The organism is Wocania arenilitoris (assembly GCF_021728535.1).
In the GTDB taxonomy this organism is placed as follows: Bacteria; Bacteroidota; Bacteroidia; order Flavobacteriales; family Flavobacteriaceae; genus Wocania_A; species Wocania_A arenilitoris.
The window spans coordinates 1-20,155 of the sequence record NZ_JAKKDU010000013.1 but is presented as its reverse complement, the minus strand read 5'-3'; the positions used below and the strand labels follow the sequence as shown (position 1 = coordinate 20,155).

Here is a 20,155-nt window from a genome sequence, read left to right as displayed (position 1 = left end):
AAAGGCTAACCATTTATTTTTTTAATAGTTTTTTTAATGCATTATTCATTCTATCTTCACGAGATCTAAATTTATTTCTACCTCTTAATCCATCTATATATATATTTGGTAAATGATGGATTAAATTGTCTTCAAATTCAGAAATACAAATTAGTTTTTTCATACCTCCATAATCATAAACATCTGTATTAACTTTACATTTTACACTATAATTGTTTGGATACTTTAAGGGTTTTTTTATTGTTTTTTTTAATTTATTTAACACTTTATCCATAAATGACAATGGAGCATCTTCAACTAAACTATTAAAATCAAAACTTTTATTAATTTTAAATAATTGCGCTCTACTTAAAATAAATGATGCTTGGTGTGTATTAAAAAAATGTGCAAATTTTAAACCTTTATAAGTCTCTACAGAATTATACTTCCAGTCAAAATGATGATGATATCCTGGATAATAGCGTCCATTTTCATTCTCTTCAAACTGTATTAACCCTGTGATTCTATTTTCTGGAAGTATTTTTTCATATTCTAGATGTTTTTCTACATGTTTTTCAAGAAATAAATGGTCATTCTCACCATAAAGAAAAACATCATAATTATTTCTATTATTCCAAATCACTTTTCTACATGTCAGCGGTAGTAATTGGTAGTCTTCCAATGTGATTACATTAACTGTGTCTATGCCTTCTATATCTAGAGGTATATTACTTTGTACGATTATAGTAACTTCAAAATACTTAAACCTTTTTAAGCCAGAAACAACTTCTACCAAATAGTTAAGTTGTTCATCGCCATAATTTACTAATACTGCAAGTAGTTTGTTTTTATTCAAAATCATTCTTTATAATTTAAAAATGCGTAATCATCATTTTTAACTTTATTAATAATTTCTCTAATAATCGTTCTGTTTTTATATATCTTTTTAAAATATTTAAAATTATCTTTCAAATTTGACTTATTTAGAGTTATAAGTGATTTAACAAGCTTCTTAAAAGTTAGATTTAGCATTCTAGATGTATCTATATTGTTATTTGGGTTCATAAGCTTCACATCTCGAATATTATTTAAAACATTTGCTGTAGTCTTTCGCTTTTTTTGTAGCCTATCGTGATAAGCATAAGAATGAGGGTCAACTGATACTTTTAGCCCTTTATACTTACATCTATTTATATAATCATTATCCTCTGCATAATGAAAAAAATAAGGATTAAAACCTCCTACCTTTTTTATCGTTTGTCTAGAAAGTAACCAAATTGCAGCATTAATAAAATCCACATTATAAAGCGCTTTCAACTTCTTTTTTAAGAAGATATCAGAATATAAATTTTTACAGTTTGGTGGTGAAATATAAGATTGGAAATAAATATCTAATTGATTACCACTTCCATCCAAATGAATAGGACTAATAATACCCTGATTTTTATTTTTTTTATTTTTAGAAACTAAACTTTCAAGAGTCTCTTTTTGCAAATAAGCATCTTGGTTTAGCAAAAGAAAATACTCCCCTCCTAAAGCCAATCCTTTTTCAATACCAATATTATTTGCTTTACCAAATCCTAAATTTTCTTCATTTTCAATTAAAACAACATCTCTAAAATCTTTTTTTATTATAGGTAAAGTACTATCTGTAGATTTATTATCTACAACAATAATAAATGATTTTATTGAAGATTCTATAATAGAATTCAGACATTTTCTAATCCATTGCTCTCCGTTGTAAGTTACTATAATTACGAATAAATTATTTTCCATGTTTACATACAATTATGTGTTGAAATGTAACCCAATCTTTATTTATTACTTTTACTATTTTTGTTAAGATATTAAACTTAGGGTTTGCGTCTCTACCTCGTAGCTTCCTTTGATAAGTTATAGTTTCTAAACCAGCTTTTATTATTAATTTTTGGATGTCTTTTCGAGTAAACCAACTTAAATGTGTTTTATCAAAAATACCTCTTTCATTTTTTGGCCATGTACCTTTAATAAATACTTGCATAAAAAGTTCTAAATGAGCAATATTTGGAACAGATATTATAATCCGTCCGTTTTTATTTAAAACTTTTGATAATTCTTTTAACGCATAAAACGGGTCGATTAAGTGTTCTAGTATGTCACCAAATATTATATAATCAAATGATTTAGTGTTATTCAGTATGTGATTTATGAAGTCTACTGAATTCAAATCTCCTACAAAAACGTTATCATAAGTTAAAGCAGCTTTTTTAGCCATTTTTGAATCTAGCTCAATACCTATTATTTTTTTTGACAAATTATTATCAATCAAAAAGTTACCATTCACACCTGTTGCACAACCAACATCCAGCACACTTAAATTTTCTCCTTCAATAAATTGAAGTAAATCATATCTCAAACCTACATAAGATGAGTTAAATTTATTCATACTAATAAATTTTAATTTTATAATTAAATAGAATATTATTAATAGGAAACCATAAAAACTTACCCTATTCCTTCTTTAAATATAATTAATGAAATATACCATTTATGATATACGTTGTCTATAAATCCTTTAATAAAATAGTTTTGTCAAGTTTATTAACTTTTAGCCATTTCCTTGTTAGATGATCATCTAAACCGTCTAATAAACTACCAAAATCAAAATAGTATATTTGTCTTTTCTTACTTTTTAACAACCTTTTTATTAATGTTCTTCCTGAACATCCCATTGCAACAACTACGACACCATAATTTTCAAAACTATCTATATATTCTAAGCATTTTTCATGAATACTATCAATTTCATTATATGCATTTTTTTTTGGAATTAAAACAATTGAAGGGCTGCCAAAAAGTTTATTTAACGTATTAAATGTAACATCCTCATTACCCACAAATAATCTAACTTTACTTTTAAGTAACCTAAGAAAACTGTTTACTCTTAAAGGATCTGTAATAGACAAAAAATGTAATGCTACAGAGCTATAAACTTTTTGACCTTTAAAAAACTTATGTGTTTTCAATAACATTTGCATGGCATAATAGTCCTCGATTTTATGGCTATCATTTGTCATTCCTTGTTCAAAACCAAAAAAATTAGAGTGAATAGCTAGCGATTTGATTACTCCTGATTCATTAATTCTAAAGGCTTCTTCCATTTCGTTTGCTAATTTTTTAGATGGGGTTTGAAAAGAATCATTTAGATTATTTAGTAACATAACATCTCCATCTCCAAACCTCAAGTACGCACCAAACTCATTATTCTCAATAGCTTTTTCTATAATTGCCAACGTAGTGAAGGTTGTTTCTATTTGAAATTTGTACAACTCATAATATCTAGACTTTATTTTTAATATTAGAAAGTTTGCATAATTGTAGACAATGCTCAAAAACTTAATTAGTCTTCGTTTATTTTTATATAAGAAACCCATTTACTCCCAGTTACTATGTAAATACACCTTTGAATGTTTAGGTAATGGCCTAACCCTTTTGGTATAATTCCCTTGTTCAATTATGAAATTAAAAATATTTTCGACTGTATAAAGTGTATTTGATTTTGAATCACCAATCCATAAATTTAACTTATATCTACCTGGAATGTATAAAATTTTATCGGTTTTAATACATATTTCTACACTACTATTAACTTCTTCTATATTTAAGATATAGTTTGAATCTTCATTAGATATGTGACTAATAAGTTCGTTGTTATAATTTAAAACATTAAATGAAATCAAGATGTTTTTCATCTTAGAACTCACCTTAAAACCTAATCGAAAAAACATATCATCACCAATAAAAAAAGAAGCATCTGGTTTTATATTTCCCCTAGAAATTTCAAAGTTGAGTTCTGAAATAATATCGCCATAAGATTCATGTATAGCTTCAACATAAGAGTTTGAAGAAGATAGTTTACTGTAATATTCAACCGATTCGTGTGAACCTCCTTCAAACACAATATTACCATGTTCTAAAACAATGCCTCTTGTACACAAAGTTTTTATAGCTGACATATTATGACTTACAAATAAGACCGTTCTTCCTTGACCCCTGCTAATATCTTGCATCTTTCCAATCGCCTTCTTTTGAAATTCAGCATCACCAACAGCTAAAACCTCATCAATCACCAATATTTCTGGTTCTAAAAACGCTGCTACTGCAAATGCTAAACGTACTGTCATACCACTACTGTAACGTTTTACTGGTGTATCTATATAGCGTTGGCAACCTGAAAATTCAATAATTTCATCAATTTTTAAATTAATTTCTTTTTTAGTCATTCCTAAAATAGCACCATTTAAATATATGTTTTCACGCCCTGTCATTTCCCCATGAAAACCTGTGCCAACTTCTAATAGCGAAGCAATTCTACCTTTTGTCTTTATTTCACCAGTGGTTGGGCTTGTTACCTTAGATAAAATTTTTAACAGTGTAGATTTACCAGCTCCATTTTTCCCTATAATTCCTAATACTTCGCCACGTTTAACTTCAAAATTGATATCTTTTAATGCCCAAACGTATTGTGAGCTTCCTTTTGAACTTCTATCATTAACTTCACCTACTTTTAAATATGGGTCTTCTTTACCTCTTATTTTAGACCACCATCTGTTTAAATCATGACTAAGAGTACCAGTACCAACTAATCCTAAACGGTATTGTTTAGAAATATTTTCTGCTTTTAAGATAATATCTTGATCTTTCATACTAAACGGTATCTATAAAAGATTTTTCTGTTTTATTAAATATTATCAACCCTATTAAAAAGAATATTATACTAATACTTCCCGCATATATAAACTTATATAAAGAGAACTCTCCAATACCCAAAGTCATGTACCTAAATATTTCAATAATAGTTGTCATAGGATTGTATTCTATTAACCAAGCATATTCTGGTACTTTCTCTTTAAAATAAGATAAAGGGTACATTACTGCAGAGCCATACATTAATAACTGTACACCAAAACCAACTAAAAAACTAAGATCTCTATACTTAGTCGTCATAGAAGAAATCGTCATCCCAAAACCTAAACCAAATAAGCCCATAAAAGCAATAAGAACCGGAAGATACAGAATAGCCATTTGTGGCATAGCACTAGAGGCCTTGTCTGTAAAAAAAATAAAGTAAATATAAAAGCATATAAATACTAGTAATTGAATACCAAATTTTAATAGATTTGAAAACACAACTGATAATGGCGTAATAACTCTTGGAAAATACACCTTACCAAAAATGCTTTGATTTGCTGTAAAGGTATTACTAGTGCCTGTTAAGCACGCACTAAAATAGTTCCATGATGTTATACCTGCAAGATTAAATAAAAATGCAGGAATACCTTCTCCTGTGGGGATTGCTGCAAGGTTATTAAAAATAAGAGTAAATATAACACTAGTAAACAAGGGTTGTATAAAGTACCACAAAGGGCCTAAAATGGTTTGTTTATATAAGGTAATAACATCCCTTTTTACAAATAAAAATAGTAAATCTCTGTATTGCCAAATCTCTTTAAAATTTAAATGAATTAAACTTTGCTTAGGAGATATAGTATATAACCAACGATCTTCTTTAGTATTCAATTTTATTTTTTTATTGAATTAATCTTAACCTATTTTAAGCCAATTTTTAATTTTATCAACAACCGTTTCTTTTCTAGAGTTTTCATGATAAGCATTTCCGTAAGCGCCATAACCATAACTGTAACCATAGCCGTAACCGTAACCATGACTTTTACTATGCTTATAGAAATTTAACACATAGCTTATGTTTTTTAATTCACCTGTTTTGTGTTTCGCATTAACAAGTTCTAACATACCTCTTTTAGTATAATTTAATCGGATTACAAATAAGGAAGCATCTGCATATTGCGATAATTCTAAAGCATCTGTTACCAATCCTAAAGGTGGTGAATCTAACACTATTATATCATAAGTTTTTCTTAACTCTTGAATAAGCTCTGTCATTGCATCACTCATCAATAACTCTGAGGGATTTGGAGGGATGGGGCCAGAAGTAATCAAATCTAAATTTTCAATATGGGTTTTAAATGTAATTTCTTCTAAGCTTTTATCACCAATAAAATAGTTGACAATTCCTATATTATTATCAATATTAAAATCACCAAAAATTTTAGGCTTGCGTAAGTCCAGTCCCAAAAGAATGGTTTTTTTACCCGATAAGGCATAGGCACTTGCTATATTTATAGAGCAAAACGTTTTGCCTTCGCCACTTACCGAAGAGGTTAACATAATGGTTCTACCACCTTTCTTTTCTTGTTTTTTATAAAAAAATTGTAAACTTGAGCGAATGGCTCTAAACGATTCTGCTACTGCCGATTTTGGCTTATCATAAACAACTAAATTATTATCGTGTTTATATTCCCCTACTAAACCAAGAACTGGGATTTTAGACAACCTTCTAACTTCATCTACACCATGAATAGTATTATCTAATAAAAATAAGATAAAAACAAGAGCAAAAGGGCCAAAAAAACCAATTAATAAAGCCATCATATAATTCAAGTTTTTATTAGGCCCTATTAATCCCCCACCTATATCCTTTGCAGCTTCAATTACAGAAATATCAGAAATATTTGCAGCTTTAACAATTGCAGCTTCGCTTCGTTTAGACATATATACATTGTAAGCTTCTTGACTTATATCTAAGTTTCGCTGAATTTTTAAATATTGCTGTTGATCTTCTGGCAACTCATTCAATCTGCTTTCTAAATTAGCTTTATTATTTCTTATTCTATCAAGTTGAATTCTTATTGTTTTTTTTGTTGAAGCTATGGTTTCTAGTAATACATTTTTTTCTGCATCAATACTTCCATCTAAATCTTGTAATGATGTAGAGCCTTCTTGAACCAACTGCTGAAGTTCTTGCCTTTGTATTGCTAAAGCAGTAATTTTACTAACACTAGTTGAAATATTATTTTCTTCAATACCTACAGATGTAGGTGCTGCAATTTTTGTATAATCTGTTTTTGTTTTTAAATAGTCTTCAAGAATTTCTAAATACTGTAATTTTGATTGACTCTCTTCTTCTTTTAATTCTAAATCACTTATTTTTTCAGATACCTGTATAAGTTTTTTGTCTACATTAAACATTTTGGTTTGCTTCCTAAATGCATTCATTGTATCTGTAATTGCCTTTAACTCTGTATTAACAATACTTAAAGTACTATCAATAAACTTAATCGTGTTTGTAGCATATTGGTTTTTTCGTTCTAAATCTGTTTTGCTTAAAATAGCTGTAGTAGCATTTAAATAATCAACAATTTTTTGCTTATTATACCCTGCTAATGAGAGAGTTATTATTGAAGAAGATGTTTTATTATAGGGAGATACTGAGATTTGTCCTTTATAACCATTAACAATCGCATCAAAATTTAAGAACTGAATAAAAAATTCTGAATTTGGTGTAATGGTTAAATCCTCTTTTATTTTTAAAGTAAACTTAACAAATGGTAAATCTACAAGCTCTCCAACATTAAAGGTTTTAGTAAAACTACCCGTTGGCACTGTTATACTTTGTAACGATTTATCACTATATTTTTGTGTAGTAGCCTTATTGTTTTCAAAAGCTACAAAAAGCTCGTAATGCGTATTACTAATAAATTTTATCCGTATTGGCTTACCCAATAACTGCCCTTTATTTTTATCAATTTCAATATAAAAAGGTGCTTTTTTGTAAACTTCTTCCTTTCGGTATTTGCCGTCTTTTAAGTATTGAATATAAAATTGTAAAGAATCTACAACGCGCTCATTATGGTTTCTTGTTTTTAAGGCAATAATGGTTTTACCTACTTTACCCGAAACACCTCCCCAATTAAAAGAAATGCTTGTATTTGCTGTGAAAAACGGGTTTTGGTCATTCTCTAAAGAAATTAAAGAACTTAGCCTATAAATATTCTGTTTTCTAACGTTAACTGAATACGCAATAAAAAAACCTATAATAATACAAACTACGAATAATTTCCAGAATTTTAAGAGCTTAAAAAGAAAACCTCTTAAATCAAAATTAAAGCTTTTTTGCTCAGAATTTTCTATATCTTCTATATCGTCGTAAGCCATATCTATATTCTATCTAAAAGTAAAATAGTTGTAGTAACCAATGACAAAACAGTAGCTATTGCACCTATATTTTGAATAGCATTTGTACCAGTTCCCCAAGACTTCTGCTTTAAGGGCTTAACATAAATCATGTCGTTAGGTTGAATATAATAATATGGCGAATTCATAACATTAACATCGGTTAAATCGACATGAAATATTTTTTGCCCTTGGGGAAATTGCCTAATAATTAACACATCTTTTTTATCGCCTGTATCTGGTATATCACCAGAATTTGCAATGGCTTCAAAAATATTAACGCGTTCTTTAAAAATAGTTTTAGTTCCTGTACTTCCAATTTCTCCAGTTGTAGTGTATTGTAGCCCTGTAAGCTTTACGGTTACAAATATATCATTAGCAGCTTTGTACTCGGTTTCCAATAATTTTTTTTCAATAACTTGCTTTATTTCATCAGTTGTAAAACCTAGTACGTTAATTTCTCCTAATTTCGGCATCAATATATTACCATGTAAATCAACAGTAAATCCATCAAAATAGGCACGCTCTTCACTACTAGCATTCAAATCGCCCTCACCAATAGGATTAAAAATCTGTACTGTTTCTTGTTTTGCCGCCTTAATTCTAATATTTAAAATATCATTAATCTGAACACGATAAGGCTTTTTTTGCTCAACAATAATTTGAGTAGAATCTGTTGCAGTACTTTTATTTTGAAGATAAAGTGTGTCTTTATAAGGAATACAGGAAACTACTACAGTATTAATAATTATTAAAGCAACTAAAAAATATCTTTTCATACTGAGGCACATTGATTTATCACAAATATAACTTTTCGGCTTGAACAATAAAACATATATCGGAATTTTTGGTTTTTTATCCGTTATTTGCATAAAAATTATCATTTGAATTATTTAACAGTAGAAAACATATCAAAATCCTACGGGGAATTAACGCTCTTTAAAGACATTTCTTTTAGCATTCACAAAGACCAAAAAATAGCCTTTGTAGCTAAAAACGGAACAGGAAAAACCTCTATTTTAAATATTCTTTCTGGAAATGACAAAGCAGATTCTGGAAATGTTATTTATAGAAAAGATATAACTGTTTCGTTTCTCTCTCAAGACCCTAAATTTGATGAAACTTTAACTATTGAAGAAACCATTTTTGCTAGCGAAAATCCTATTTTAAAAATAATTTCAAATTACGAAAAAGCGCTTTTAAACCCTAATGATTCTGAGGCATATCAAACCGCTTTTGAAGCTATGGAACAATACCAAGCATGGGATTTTGAAACGCTTTACAAGCAAATACTTTTTAAATTAAAACTTGAAGATTTAGGTTATAAAGTAAGTACACTTTCTGGGGGACAAAAAAAGCGGCTCGCTTTGGCAAATGCATTAATTAATAAACCCGATTTATTAATTTTAGATGAGCCTACCAACCATTTAGATTTAGAAATGATCGAGTGGCTAGAAGCCTTTTTCGCTAAAGAAAACATGACGCTATTTATGGTTACGCATGATCGTTATTTTTTGGAGCGCGTTTGTAATGAAATTATTGAATTAGACGAAGGACAACTAAACAATTACAAAGGCAACTATTCATACTATTTAGAAAAACGTGATGCTAGAATTGAACGCGAAGCAGTTGAAACTGGCAAAGCAAAACAACTCTTTAAAAAGGAGCTAGCGTGGATGCGCAGACAACCCAAAGCACGAACCACAAAATCGAAGTCTAGAATTGACGATTTTACCGATATTAAACATCGTGCTCATCAACGTAGAAACGACCATGAAATTCAACTAGAATTAAACATGGAACGCTTGGGTAGTAAAATTTTAGAATTCCATAAAGTTTCAAAAGCATTTAAAGACAAAACGATACTCAATGGTTTTAATTATATGTTTCAAAAAGGAGAACGTGTTGGTATTATTGGCAAAAACGGCACAGGTAAAACTACCTTTTTAAACATTTTAACCCAAACGGCGCAACCCGATTCTGGAAAAGTAACCAAAGGAGATACTGTTAAGTTTGGATATTATACTCAAAACGGTATTACCATAAAACCTGAACAAAAAGTTATTGATGTTATTAGAGAATTTGGTGATTATATTCCGCTAAAAAAAGGCAAACAAATTAGTGCACAACAACTTTTAGAACGTTTTTTATTCAGTAGAAAAAAACAATATGATTTTGTTGAAAAACTGAGTGGTGGCGAGCGTAAACGCTTATATTTATGTACCGTTTTAATTCAGAACCCTAATTTTTTAATTCTTGATGAACCAACAAACGATTTAGATATTGTAACGCTAAACGTACTAGAAAGTTTTCTTTTAGATTTCCCTGGTTGCATTATTGTAGTATCGCACGACCGGTATTTTATGGATAAAATTGTAGATCACCTTTTTGTTTTTAAAGGCGAAGGTATTATTGAAGATTTTCCAGGGAATTATAGCGATTACCGCGTTTACGAAGATAGTCAACCCGTTGTATCAAAAACTACAGAAGATAAAAAAGAAAAAAAATCGTGGAAACAAAATGAAGCTTCCAAACTATCTTATAACGAAGAAAAAGAACTTAAAAATATTGAAAGTAAATTAAAATCTTTGGCTTTTGATAAAAAGAAACTAGAAGATAAATTTAACAACCCTGATTTATCTCAAGATAAAATAAACAAGCTATCCGAAGAGCTGCAAGACATTATTAATAGTATTGAAACTAAAGAAGAACGTTGGTTTGAGCTGTCGGCTAAATTAGAAGAATAGTTTTCCTCTCTAAGGTGCAAAGACACAACGTTTTAATTTACAAGAGATTATTGTCTCCTCGAGCGCGGTCGAGGGGTTTAAAAAAAATGTAAATAACGAATTGAAGGTCTCAACTGCACTCGACCGGACAAAAGAATTATGTTTTATCAAATTAAACAATACATAAAATTCCTTTTAAAAAGCACCAATCAACATGGTGTGCATTCTCCTTTTGTGTATAATTTGGTTACTAAATGTTTTTACGATAAATCAAATTACAATTCCTATGCGCATATTTTAAACTACAAAAGGGCGCTTTTAAAAAACAAAACTAAAATTTCGATTACCGATTTAGGTGTTGGCTCTCATGTTGCAAAACAAAAAGAACGTTCTATTTCTGAAATAGCAAAAAATGCTGGCACTACAAATAAAAGAGCGAAACTTTTATATAGACTTGCAAGTTATTTCGAATTTAAAAACATATTAGAATTAGGCACATCGTTAGGTATTGCAACACAAGCTATGGCTTTAACAAACCCAAAAGCAAACATTATTACTATTGAAGGCTGCCCAAATATTTCAGAATTTACAAAAGAGAATTTTAAAAACAATAAATTAGAACATATTAATCTTATAAATAATGATTTTAATAACGCTTTAAAAAGCTTAAAACTTAATACTTACGACCTTATTTTTTTTGACGGCAACCACCAAAAAAAAGCCACTTTAAACTATTTTGAAACACTTTTACAAACTACACATAACAATTCTGTTTTTATTTTTGATGATATTTATTGGAGTAAAGAGATGACTGAAGCTTGGGAAAGTATAAAAAAACACCCAAAAGTAACCGTAACTATTAATACGTTTTTTTGGGGATTTGTGTTTTTTAGAAAAGAACAGGTTAAGGAGCATTTTACTATTAGGGTATAGTTGTTCTTTTGTTAAGTTGTTAAGTCGTTTAGATTAACTAAATTTGAAATAGGTTTACAGCTTAACAACTAAAGGAATAACGACAAACATTTTAAATGAAAATCTACACCAAAACTGGAGACAAAGGCACCACAGCATTATTTGGTGGCACGCGTGTACCAAAACACCATATACGTATTGAAAGCTACGGAACGGTTGATGAATTAAACTCCCACTTAGGGTTAATTCGCGATCAAGATATTAATGAGCATTACAAAAATGTGTTAATACATATTCAAGACAGATTGTTTACTGTTGGTGCTATTTTAGCTACCGATCCTGAAAAAGCCCTTTTAAAAAACGGCAAAGAACGCTTAAATATTGAAAAAATTTCTTCTGAAAATATAGAATACTTAGAGCAAGAAATGGACACCATGAATGAAGCACTACCACCAATGACGCATTTTGTGTTACCTGGTGGGCATCAAACGGTGTCATTCTGTCACATAGCTCGCTGTGTATGTCGTAGAGCAGAACGTTTAGCTTCTGCACTTAACGAAATAGAACCTTTTGAAGCTAATGCTTTAACGTATTTAAACCGCCTTTCTGACTATCTTTTTGTGTTGGCACGAAAGTTGTCATCAGATTTACAAGCAAATGAAATTAAGTGGATTCCTGATAAAAAGTAATTTTTTAATTTTTTGAAGAAATTTTTCAATGACTGAGAAACATTAAGTTTTAAATGGAAACGTAATTTGCGTTAGGGATTGCAGCGGCATCCTTTTTAAAACTTGAATGAAACAAAAAATTGTTAGAGCATTTGAATTTGGCAGATTGCCACTTCCTTCGTGCTCGCAATAACGTTTTAAAAAGATATAGCGGAAAGCCCGACCTTTAGGTAACGCCCAAATTAATCCACAAAAATTGCTAATATTATTAACACCGCAACAATAAATTTGCAAGTGTTTAGAGTACAAAAAGATACGTTCTTATAATTTAATGATTAGAGTAAGTTTAAAAGTTTTATGAATATTATTGAGACAAATTCATTCGCATTTTTAAACGAAAGCCAAATGCTTGATATTTAGTAAAATCTTTTATTTATCTTCTTTTTAAATAAAAGTTTAATTGAATATGAAATAATTCATTTTTTTCTTGTCTGTTTAAACTAAAAATTTATTTTTGCAAAAAATTAAACGCATAAAAAATGTATTGGACTTTAGAATTAGCATCGTATTTAAGTGATGCACCTTGGCCAGCAACCAAAGACGAATTAATAGATTACGCTATTAGAACTGGCGCACCGTTAGAAGTTGTTGAAAATTTACAGTCGATTGAGGACGAAGGCGATTCGTATGATTCGATTGAAGAAATTTGGTCAGATTATCCAACTGATGAAGATTACCTCTGGAACGAGGACGAATATTAATAAAAAACTCAGCATAGATAAAAAAGTCTCATTTTGAGGCTTTTTTTTGTCCTAATCTTTAAACAAAATGTATCTTTGATATGCTTTTTAAGAAGCATTCTAATCTAGAAATAAAACATAAATAATTGTTTACACTTTACACCGTTTAAGTGTACACATAAAAATATACACAACATGAGTTTTTTAAATTCTGTATTAAAAGTATTTGTTGGCGACAAATCGAAACAAGACGTAAAGGCTTTAATGCCCATAGTAGATAAAGTTAAAACCTTTGAATCTGCTTTAGAAGGGTTATCGCATGACGAATTAAGAGCAAAAACAGCCGAATTTAAGGCTATTATTGCCGAAACACGTAAGCCTTTTAACGATAGAAAAGAAGCCCTTTTAAAAGAAGCTGAAACTACTGAAGATATTGATAGACGCGAAGATATTTATCAAGAAGTTGATAAAATTGAAGATGAAGCTTATGAAGCTGTTGAAAAAACATTAAATGATATTTTACCAGAAGCTTTTGCTGTGGTTAAAGAAACTGCTAAACGTTTTGTAAATAACACTAGTATTACAGTAAAAGCTAATGAATTTGATAGAAGTTTATCTGGAGATAAAGAATATATTACATTAGATGGCGATAATGCTACGTGGTCTAACTCGTGGGATGCTGCCGGAAAACCCATTACTTGGGATATGGTGCATTACGATGTACAGCTTATTGGTGGTGTTGCTATGCATCAAGGTAAAATTGCCGAAATGCAAACAGGTGAAGGTAAAACATTGGTTGCAACACTTCCTGTATATTTAAACGCATTAACTGGTAGAGGTGTGCACTTGGTTACTGTAAACGATTATTTAGCAAAACGTGATAGTGCGTGGATGGCTCCTATTTTTGAGTTTCATGGGTTAAGTGTAGATTGTATTGATTACCATCAACCAAACTCTGAAGCCCGTAAAAAAGCCTACAATGCAGATATTACTTATGGTACAAATAATGAATTTGGTTTCGATTATTTACGTGATAATATGGCACATTCGCCAGATGATTTAGTACAACGTCCGCATCATTATGCGATTGTAGATGAGGTCGATTCGGTTTTAGTTGATGATGCGCGTACACCATTAATTATTTCTGGACCAATTCCGCAAGGAGACAGACATGAGTTTAATGAATTAAAACCAAAAGTTGACGATATCGTATCCGTTCAACGTAAATATTTAATAGGTGTTTTAGCTCAAGCTAAAAAATTAATTGCGGCGGGAGATACTAAAGAAGGTGGTTTTCAATTATTACGTGTGTATCGCGGTATTCCTAAAAACAAAGCACTCATTAAATTTTTATCTGAAGAAGGAGTAAAACAGCTACTTCAAAAAACAGAGAACTTTTATATGCAAGACAACAACCGCGAAATGCCAAAGGTTGATGCTGAATTATACTATGTAATTGAAGAAAAAAATAATCAAATAGAACTTACCGATAAAGGTATTGAATACATTTCTGGAAAAGAAAATCCAGACTTTTTTGTAATGCCAGAAATTGGTATTGAAATTGCCAAAATTGAAGAAAAAGGACTTTCAGCCGAAGAAGAAGCTAATCTAAAAGAAGATTTATTTAAAGAGTTTGGTGTAAAGTCAGAACGTATTCATACACTAAATCAGCTCCTAAAAGCTTACGCTTTATTTGAAAAAGACACGCAATATGTGGTGATGGATAATAAAGTTATGATTGTTGATGAGCAAACAGGTCGTATTATGGATGGTCGTCGATATTCTGATGGATTACACCAAGCGATTGAAGCTAAGGAAAATGTAAAAATTGAAGATGCCACACAAACATTTGCTACTGTAACACTTCAAAATTATTTTAGAATGTACCGTAAACTGTCTGGTATGACGGGTACTGCGGTTACTGAAGCTGGAGAATTCTGGGAAATATACAAATTAGATGTTGTTGAAATTCCAACAAACAAACCTATCGCTAGAGACGACAAAGAGGATTTAGTGTATAAAACTAAGCGCGAAAAATACAATGCGGTTATTGATGATGTTACACAACTCTCTAAAGCTGGTCGCCCGGTTTTAATTGGTACAACATCTGTTGAAATATCTGAATTGCTTGGTAAAATGCTAAGTATTCGAAAAATATCTCACAATGTATTAAACGCTAAGCAACATAAAAAAGAAGCAGAAATTGTAGATCAAGCTGGTAAAAGTGGACAAGTAACTATTGCTACCAATATGGCTGGTCGTGGTACTGATATTAAGTTAAGTGACCAAGTTAAAGCTGCTGGTGGTTTAGCCATTGTAGGTACTGAGCGCCATGATTCGCGTCGTGTTGATAGACAGTTACGTGGTCGTGCTGGTCGCCAAGGAGATGTTGGTAGTTCGCAATTTTATGTATCGTTAGAAGACAATTTAATGCGTTTGTTTGGTAGCGAGCGTATTGCAAAAATGATGGATAAAATGGGATTAAAGGAAGGTGAAGTAATTCAGCATTCTATGATTTCAAAATCTATTGAACGTGCTCAGAAAAAAGTTGAAGAAAATCAATTTGGTGTACGTAAGCGATTGTTAGAATATGATGATGTAATGAATGCACAACGTGAGGTGGTTTACAAACGTCGTTACAATGCTTTAAATGGTGAGCGCCTACGCGTAGATTTAGCCAACATGATTTTTGATACATCTGAAGGTATTGCCGAAACTAATAAAGGCGCTAACGATTTTAAGAATTTTGAGTTTGAATTAATTCGCTATTTCTCAATGGCTTCACCAATTTCTGAGGAAGAATTTGGCAAGCTTTCTGCTCAAGAAATTACATCTAAAATATATAAATCAGCATTTGATCATTACAAAGATAAAATGACTCGCAATGCAGATATTGCTTTTCCAGTAATTAAAAATGTTTATGAAACACAACGCGATAAATTTAAGCGTATTGTGGTCCCATTTACTGATGGTGCTAAAAGTTTAAACGTTGTTACCGACCTTGAAAAAGCTTATGAATCTGGAGGAAAACAATTAATAAATGATTTTGAAAAAAACATTACGCTAGCTATAATTGATGATGCTTGGAAAACTCATTTACGTAAAATGGACGAGTTGAAACAATCTGTTCAATTAGCAGTACATGAGCAAAAAGACCCTTTATTAATTTACAAGTTTGAAGCTTTTGAGTTGTTTAAGTCTATGATTGACCAAGTGAATAAAGATGTGATTTCATTCTTATTTAAAGGCGAATTGCCTCAAGAAACACAAGACACCATTCAAGAAGCAAGAGCTCGTAAAAAGGAAAAATTAAATACTCAAAAAGACGAGATTCCTAATTTAGACGAGCGTTCTGCTCAAAACAGAGCGGCAGGAAATACGCAACGCCAGCCAGAAGTAGTTGAAACCATTGTACGCGATCGTCCAAAAATTGGTCGTAACGATCGTGTTACTATTAAACACGTTATAAATGGTGAAAACAAAACCCTAAAATACAAACAAGCCGAACCTTTAATTAATAAGGGCGATTGGGTTTTAGTTGAAGATTAAAGCTTTTAAATCTTGAAACATTTTATATTCATATTCCTGACTATACTTTTAACTTTTGAAGGATATAGTCAGGATATTAAGTTTTCTAAACTTAAGAGTGATACTGCGACTACCTAATAATTTTACTAACAAAACACATGCACTAAACCTCACTTACATTTTGTAGTTAGAAATTATGATAAGGCTATTCCAATTCAGTTTAAAAAAAGCAAGATATTGGTAAAAAATCGGGGGGTTTGGGTTAGAAATTAAATTGCAAGCCATTTTTATGTATTTGACTTTGTTAGAAAAAAAAACTAGCCTAGTTTACATACAGGCATTTTATATAACAATATTGTAAAAAATAATAAAAATGTTATACAAAATACATGACTTAACAACTTCTTTTAAACTAGATATATTGTACGTTTTAAAATAATTAGTATATTTGAAATAAGACATATAAATACAGAGTTATTTATGTGTTGTAAATAATGCGCCAAAATTGCGGAGTAAATGGAATATTGGAAAATAATCTGAATTGAAAACTATTCGTGAAAATAAAATGGAAACCGAAATTAAACTGACTTTAGCGGCTGAACCTTTCGCAAAATGTTACGGAATTCTGATTGTTGAAAATGGAGATTATATGATTGAAATTGAACAATCAAAAATCCCAACTGACTTTCTTTCTCGACTGAAAAAATGGTACGAAGAATATTATCCTTATGTAACAATGGGTTTAAAAGAACTTGAATCTCATCGAGAACATACTGAGAAATTGGACAAAGTAGGAATTGAATTAGTGGATGAAATTCATAAAAACGGAATGTTTAACGATTTGAATATTAACAGATATATTTATTATAGCAGAGGAATTGACAAACCAATACTTGAACTGAATTGAAAAAAGCACTATTTACAACAACATATATAATTTATTGCTAGTTCTAGCCTACTTACGAAAATCCTCGCGGATTTTCTATTCGGTTTGTATTTGCTAAATTAGTTGCTGAAACACGCAACGAAATCATACACAAACACGTTACCTGCAAGCTGAAGAAAATGCTGGATTACAATAAAACATATAAAATTGGAGAAACTTTTTCGAATAGACCTTTTCGAGGAGTAATTGAAAATTATGACTTAGCTGAACCTGAAATTTCACGCGGAGAAAAACTAATAATCGAAACTGTTTCAGTAAAACATTCTATGGGCGGAAAAACCCTTTATGATATTATTTGGACAACGAATGCTTTTCCCTTAATCATTAGTGAAAGGATTGTCGAATTGTTTAATTCAAATGGAATTACAGGTTGGAAAACCTACGATGTCGAAATTCGTTCAAAAAAGAATGATTTAATTGACCAAAAGTATTTTGGACTGATTATAACTGGACGTTGTGGATATCGGGATTACGCAAAAAGCTCAATAATTTTAGACGAAATCGGAGTAAATATTAAACCACACGTTAAAGGTTTTTATTTTAAAGATGATTATTGGGATGGCTCTGACTTATTTATGAGTAATCCAGAAGAAAACGGAAATTCAACTATGTTTCGTTTTTGTACCGATAAAGTGGTTAACCTTTTTAAAAAGGAAAAAATAAAGAACATTGAATTTGAAAATCTTAATGAATCAACATTGGCAATTGAATTATACAATGTTCCTCTGACTGACAAACAAAAGTCCGAAATGGAAAATTTAAAAGCCAGCAGGTAACAATGGCTATAATTCATTGTGGTTTTGTGCCACACCAAAGTAAAAGTATAAATCAAACGGCTGGATTTCGGCGGAATAATCCTGCGGATGATTCCACAACGAAATCATAGCCGATACCGTTACCCAACATTTGAACAAACCGACCGAATCAATGACTGAAAACTTTATAATAGTTGAAAACGTTAATGAAAAAGAATTAGAAAGTATCTTAATGGAATTGGCAAATGCTTATTCGGATACAGAATTTGTTAATGGAATTCAATTTTACAGAAAAAAAGATAAATTCGATTCATTTTTAATCCTTTTCTCAAATCAGCCAGATTTTGAAAGGTTTAACTATTTTGTCAACTATATAAAGTATCCTGCTGAACACGAAAAGTTTTCACCTTATTTAAGAGGCTTTTACAGAACATCAAATATCAAGCAGAAATCTGAATTTAATATTGGAGATTGGATAATGGTTTATGTTTCTAAAAATGATAAGGAATATGATAATGTAAACCTTGTGAATGACAAAAACGAGAACTACTTATATGACTTTGGAGGAAAAACAAAGAAGTTAAAATCAGCAGAGGAAATGTTTAAATTAATATCATTTGATAAAAATAATTATCATCATATTCTTGATATTATTCCAAGCCAAACAATTGAGGAAAGGAAACCTTTAATCGGACAAAAAACAAAAGACATTCTTGCAATAATTACTTCTCTCGCTTTTACTGTTTTGGGATTTATAATGTATAAAGATTCAAAGGACGTTGCAATCCCGACAATGCTTTTCTTTGGTCTTGGATTCATAGTATTACTATGGAAATTTCTGAATCCAAAAAAGTTTGAGGAATTGAAAAAAATAAAAAATAAAAACGTTGGGTAACACCGTATATAATTTATTGCTTGGTTCTAGCCTACTTACGAAAATCCTCGCGGATTTTCTATTCGGTTTTTATTTGCTAAATTACGCACTAAACCACGCAACAAACCATATACAAACACGTTAGCAGTCAGTTAAACCCACTCTAAATGTACGACAGAGAGAAAATAGAAAACTTTCAAATTCGAATGGAAGAAATAATTGAAAAACTCGACAAAAAAGAGGCTTTTGAATTAATTACTTCTGAACTTAATGAATGTGAAGACAAATATCTGACTGAATTTATGGCACCTCTGAATTTTCTGGAATATGAGCCTGTATTAGATTGGGTCGAACAAAATGCAAATCGGACAAAAAATATAACGCAGGATTGGGGACATTTATCTGCAAGTTCGAATTTCACTTGGCAAAGAGCAGAGAAATGGCTTGAAATGGGACGACCTTTGAGCTTAATAGCACTTGATGCAACAATGTTTTGTACTACAAGAGGAGAAAGACTAAATCAATCGCTTTGGATGAGAGAATTGAATCCAAAACTGACTGACAATCCTAAACTGGACAAAATAGCAAACGGACTAAAAGACTATTTAAAAAAAGACAGTGTACCGAGAACTAAAAATGTAGTCAATCGAATAATAAATGACATATTTGAAATCGGATAAAAAAACCGAACTGCTAACACCGTATATAATTCATTACGGCGGAATTTCCTATCGGAAATTCCCTGCACTTTTGCTATCTTTCGGTTTACGTCGGAATAACACTGCGTGTCATTCCGCAACGAAACCATACACAAGACCGTTGTAACACATTTTGACCCGTCCTGAATAAAGGCTACATAATTTTAAACATTATGTACAAAAATGACAAAGTAATTAGACGGTATTCAGAATCCTTTAAACTCAAAATTTTAGACGAACTTACCGCAGGAAAACT

Annotated in this window: 17 protein-coding genes; 9 read left to right on the top strand and 8 right to left on the bottom strand. The window is 30.7% G+C overall.

Going from position 1 to position 20,155, the window contains the following annotated elements:
• Positions 1-13: 13 nt before the first annotated feature.
• The 8 genes from L3X37_RS11345 to L3X37_RS11310 form a co-directional block, all read right to left on the bottom strand.
• On the bottom strand, positions 14-841 hold the full coding sequence (locus tag L3X37_RS11345) for a hypothetical protein (RefSeq protein ID WP_237240290.1): 828 nt from the start codon (positions 839-841) through the stop codon (positions 14-16).
• Positions 838-1,755, bottom strand: coding sequence for a glycosyltransferase family 2 protein (locus L3X37_RS11340; protein WP_237240289.1), 918 nt, complete (start codon positions 1,753-1,755; stop codon positions 838-840). The genes L3X37_RS11345 and L3X37_RS11340 overlap by 4 nt, the downstream gene beginning before the upstream one ends.
• Entirely contained in the window at positions 1,745-2,404 is a 660-nt protein-coding gene (locus L3X37_RS11335; RefSeq protein ID WP_237240288.1) for a class I SAM-dependent methyltransferase, read from the bottom strand. The genes L3X37_RS11340 and L3X37_RS11335 overlap by 11 nt, the downstream gene beginning before the upstream one ends.
• 118 nt (positions 2,405-2,522) lie before the next feature.
• Positions 2,523-3,251 (bottom strand): GT-D fold domain-containing glycosyltransferase, encoded by a 729-nt coding sequence (locus L3X37_RS11330; RefSeq protein WP_237240287.1) that lies wholly within the window; start codon positions 3,249-3,251, stop codon positions 2,523-2,525.
• Positions 3,252-3,392: 141 nt separating this feature from the next.
• Complete coding sequence (locus L3X37_RS11325) at positions 3,393-4,664, bottom strand: ABC transporter ATP-binding protein (protein ID WP_237240286.1); 1,272 nt, start codon at positions 4,662-4,664, stop codon at positions 3,393-3,395.
• Position 4,665: 1 nt separating this feature from the next.
• On the bottom strand, positions 4,666-5,538 hold the full coding sequence (locus L3X37_RS11320) for an ABC transporter permease (protein ID WP_237240285.1): 873 nt from the start codon (positions 5,536-5,538) through the stop codon (positions 4,666-4,668).
• A 24-nt stretch (positions 5,539-5,562) separates the two neighbouring features.
• Positions 5,563-8,034 (bottom strand): exopolysaccharide transport family protein, encoded by a 2,472-nt coding sequence (locus L3X37_RS11315; RefSeq protein WP_237240284.1) that lies wholly within the window; start codon positions 8,032-8,034, stop codon positions 5,563-5,565.
• A gap of 2 nt (positions 8,035-8,036) precedes the next feature.
• Positions 8,037-8,831, bottom strand: coding sequence for a polysaccharide biosynthesis/export family protein (locus L3X37_RS11310; RefSeq protein ID WP_237240283.1), 795 nt, complete (start codon positions 8,829-8,831; stop codon positions 8,037-8,039).
• 105 nt (positions 8,832-8,936) lie between these two features.
• Between L3X37_RS11310 and L3X37_RS11305 the strand changes: the two genes are divergently transcribed.
• From L3X37_RS11305 to L3X37_RS11265, 9 genes are all read left to right on the top strand, one after another.
• Positions 8,937-10,799: an ABC-F family ATP-binding cassette domain-containing protein gene (locus tag L3X37_RS11305; RefSeq protein ID WP_237240282.1), complete on the top strand. Its 1,863-nt coding sequence runs from the start codon at positions 8,937-8,939 to the stop codon at positions 10,797-10,799.
• Positions 10,800-10,937: 138 nt separating this feature from the next.
• Positions 10,938-11,711, top strand: a complete 774-nt coding sequence (locus L3X37_RS11300) for an O-methyltransferase (RefSeq protein WP_237240281.1) — start codon at positions 10,938-10,940, stop codon at positions 11,709-11,711.
• A gap of 95 nt (positions 11,712-11,806) precedes the next feature.
• Positions 11,807-12,379 (top strand): cob(I)yrinic acid a,c-diamide adenosyltransferase, encoded by a 573-nt coding sequence (locus tag L3X37_RS11295; RefSeq protein WP_237240280.1) that lies wholly within the window; start codon positions 11,807-11,809, stop codon positions 12,377-12,379.
• A gap of 518 nt (positions 12,380-12,897) precedes the next feature.
• Positions 12,898-13,119 carry a DUF2795 domain-containing protein gene (locus L3X37_RS11290; RefSeq protein WP_019387375.1) on the top strand — a complete coding sequence of 74 codons (222 nt, stop codon included), beginning with the start codon at positions 12,898-12,900 and terminating at the stop codon, positions 13,117-13,119.
• A gap of 174 nt (positions 13,120-13,293) precedes the next feature.
• On the top strand, positions 13,294-16,647 hold the full coding sequence (secA, locus tag L3X37_RS11285; RefSeq protein WP_237240279.1) for a preprotein translocase subunit SecA: 3,354 nt from the start codon (positions 13,294-13,296) through the stop codon (positions 16,645-16,647).
• Between the two features lie 520 nt (positions 16,648-17,167).
• Complete coding sequence (locus tag L3X37_RS11280; protein ID WP_237240278.1) at positions 17,168-17,533, top strand: hypothetical protein; 366 nt, start codon at positions 17,168-17,170, stop codon at positions 17,531-17,533.
• A gap of 158 nt (positions 17,534-17,691) precedes the next feature.
• Positions 17,692-18,348, top strand: coding sequence for an imm11 family protein (locus tag L3X37_RS11275; protein ID WP_237240277.1), 657 nt, complete (start codon positions 17,692-17,694; stop codon positions 18,346-18,348).
• Positions 18,349-18,499: 151 nt separating this feature from the next.
• Positions 18,500-19,222, top strand: a complete 723-nt coding sequence (locus L3X37_RS11270) for a hypothetical protein (RefSeq protein WP_237240276.1) — start codon at positions 18,500-18,502, stop codon at positions 19,220-19,222.
• A gap of 146 nt (positions 19,223-19,368) precedes the next feature.
• A complete protein-coding gene (locus L3X37_RS11265) occupies positions 19,369-19,881 on the top strand; it encodes a hypothetical protein (protein WP_237240275.1) in 513 nt (170 codons plus the stop codon).
• The last annotated feature ends 274 nt before the right edge of the window (positions 19,882-20,155 follow it).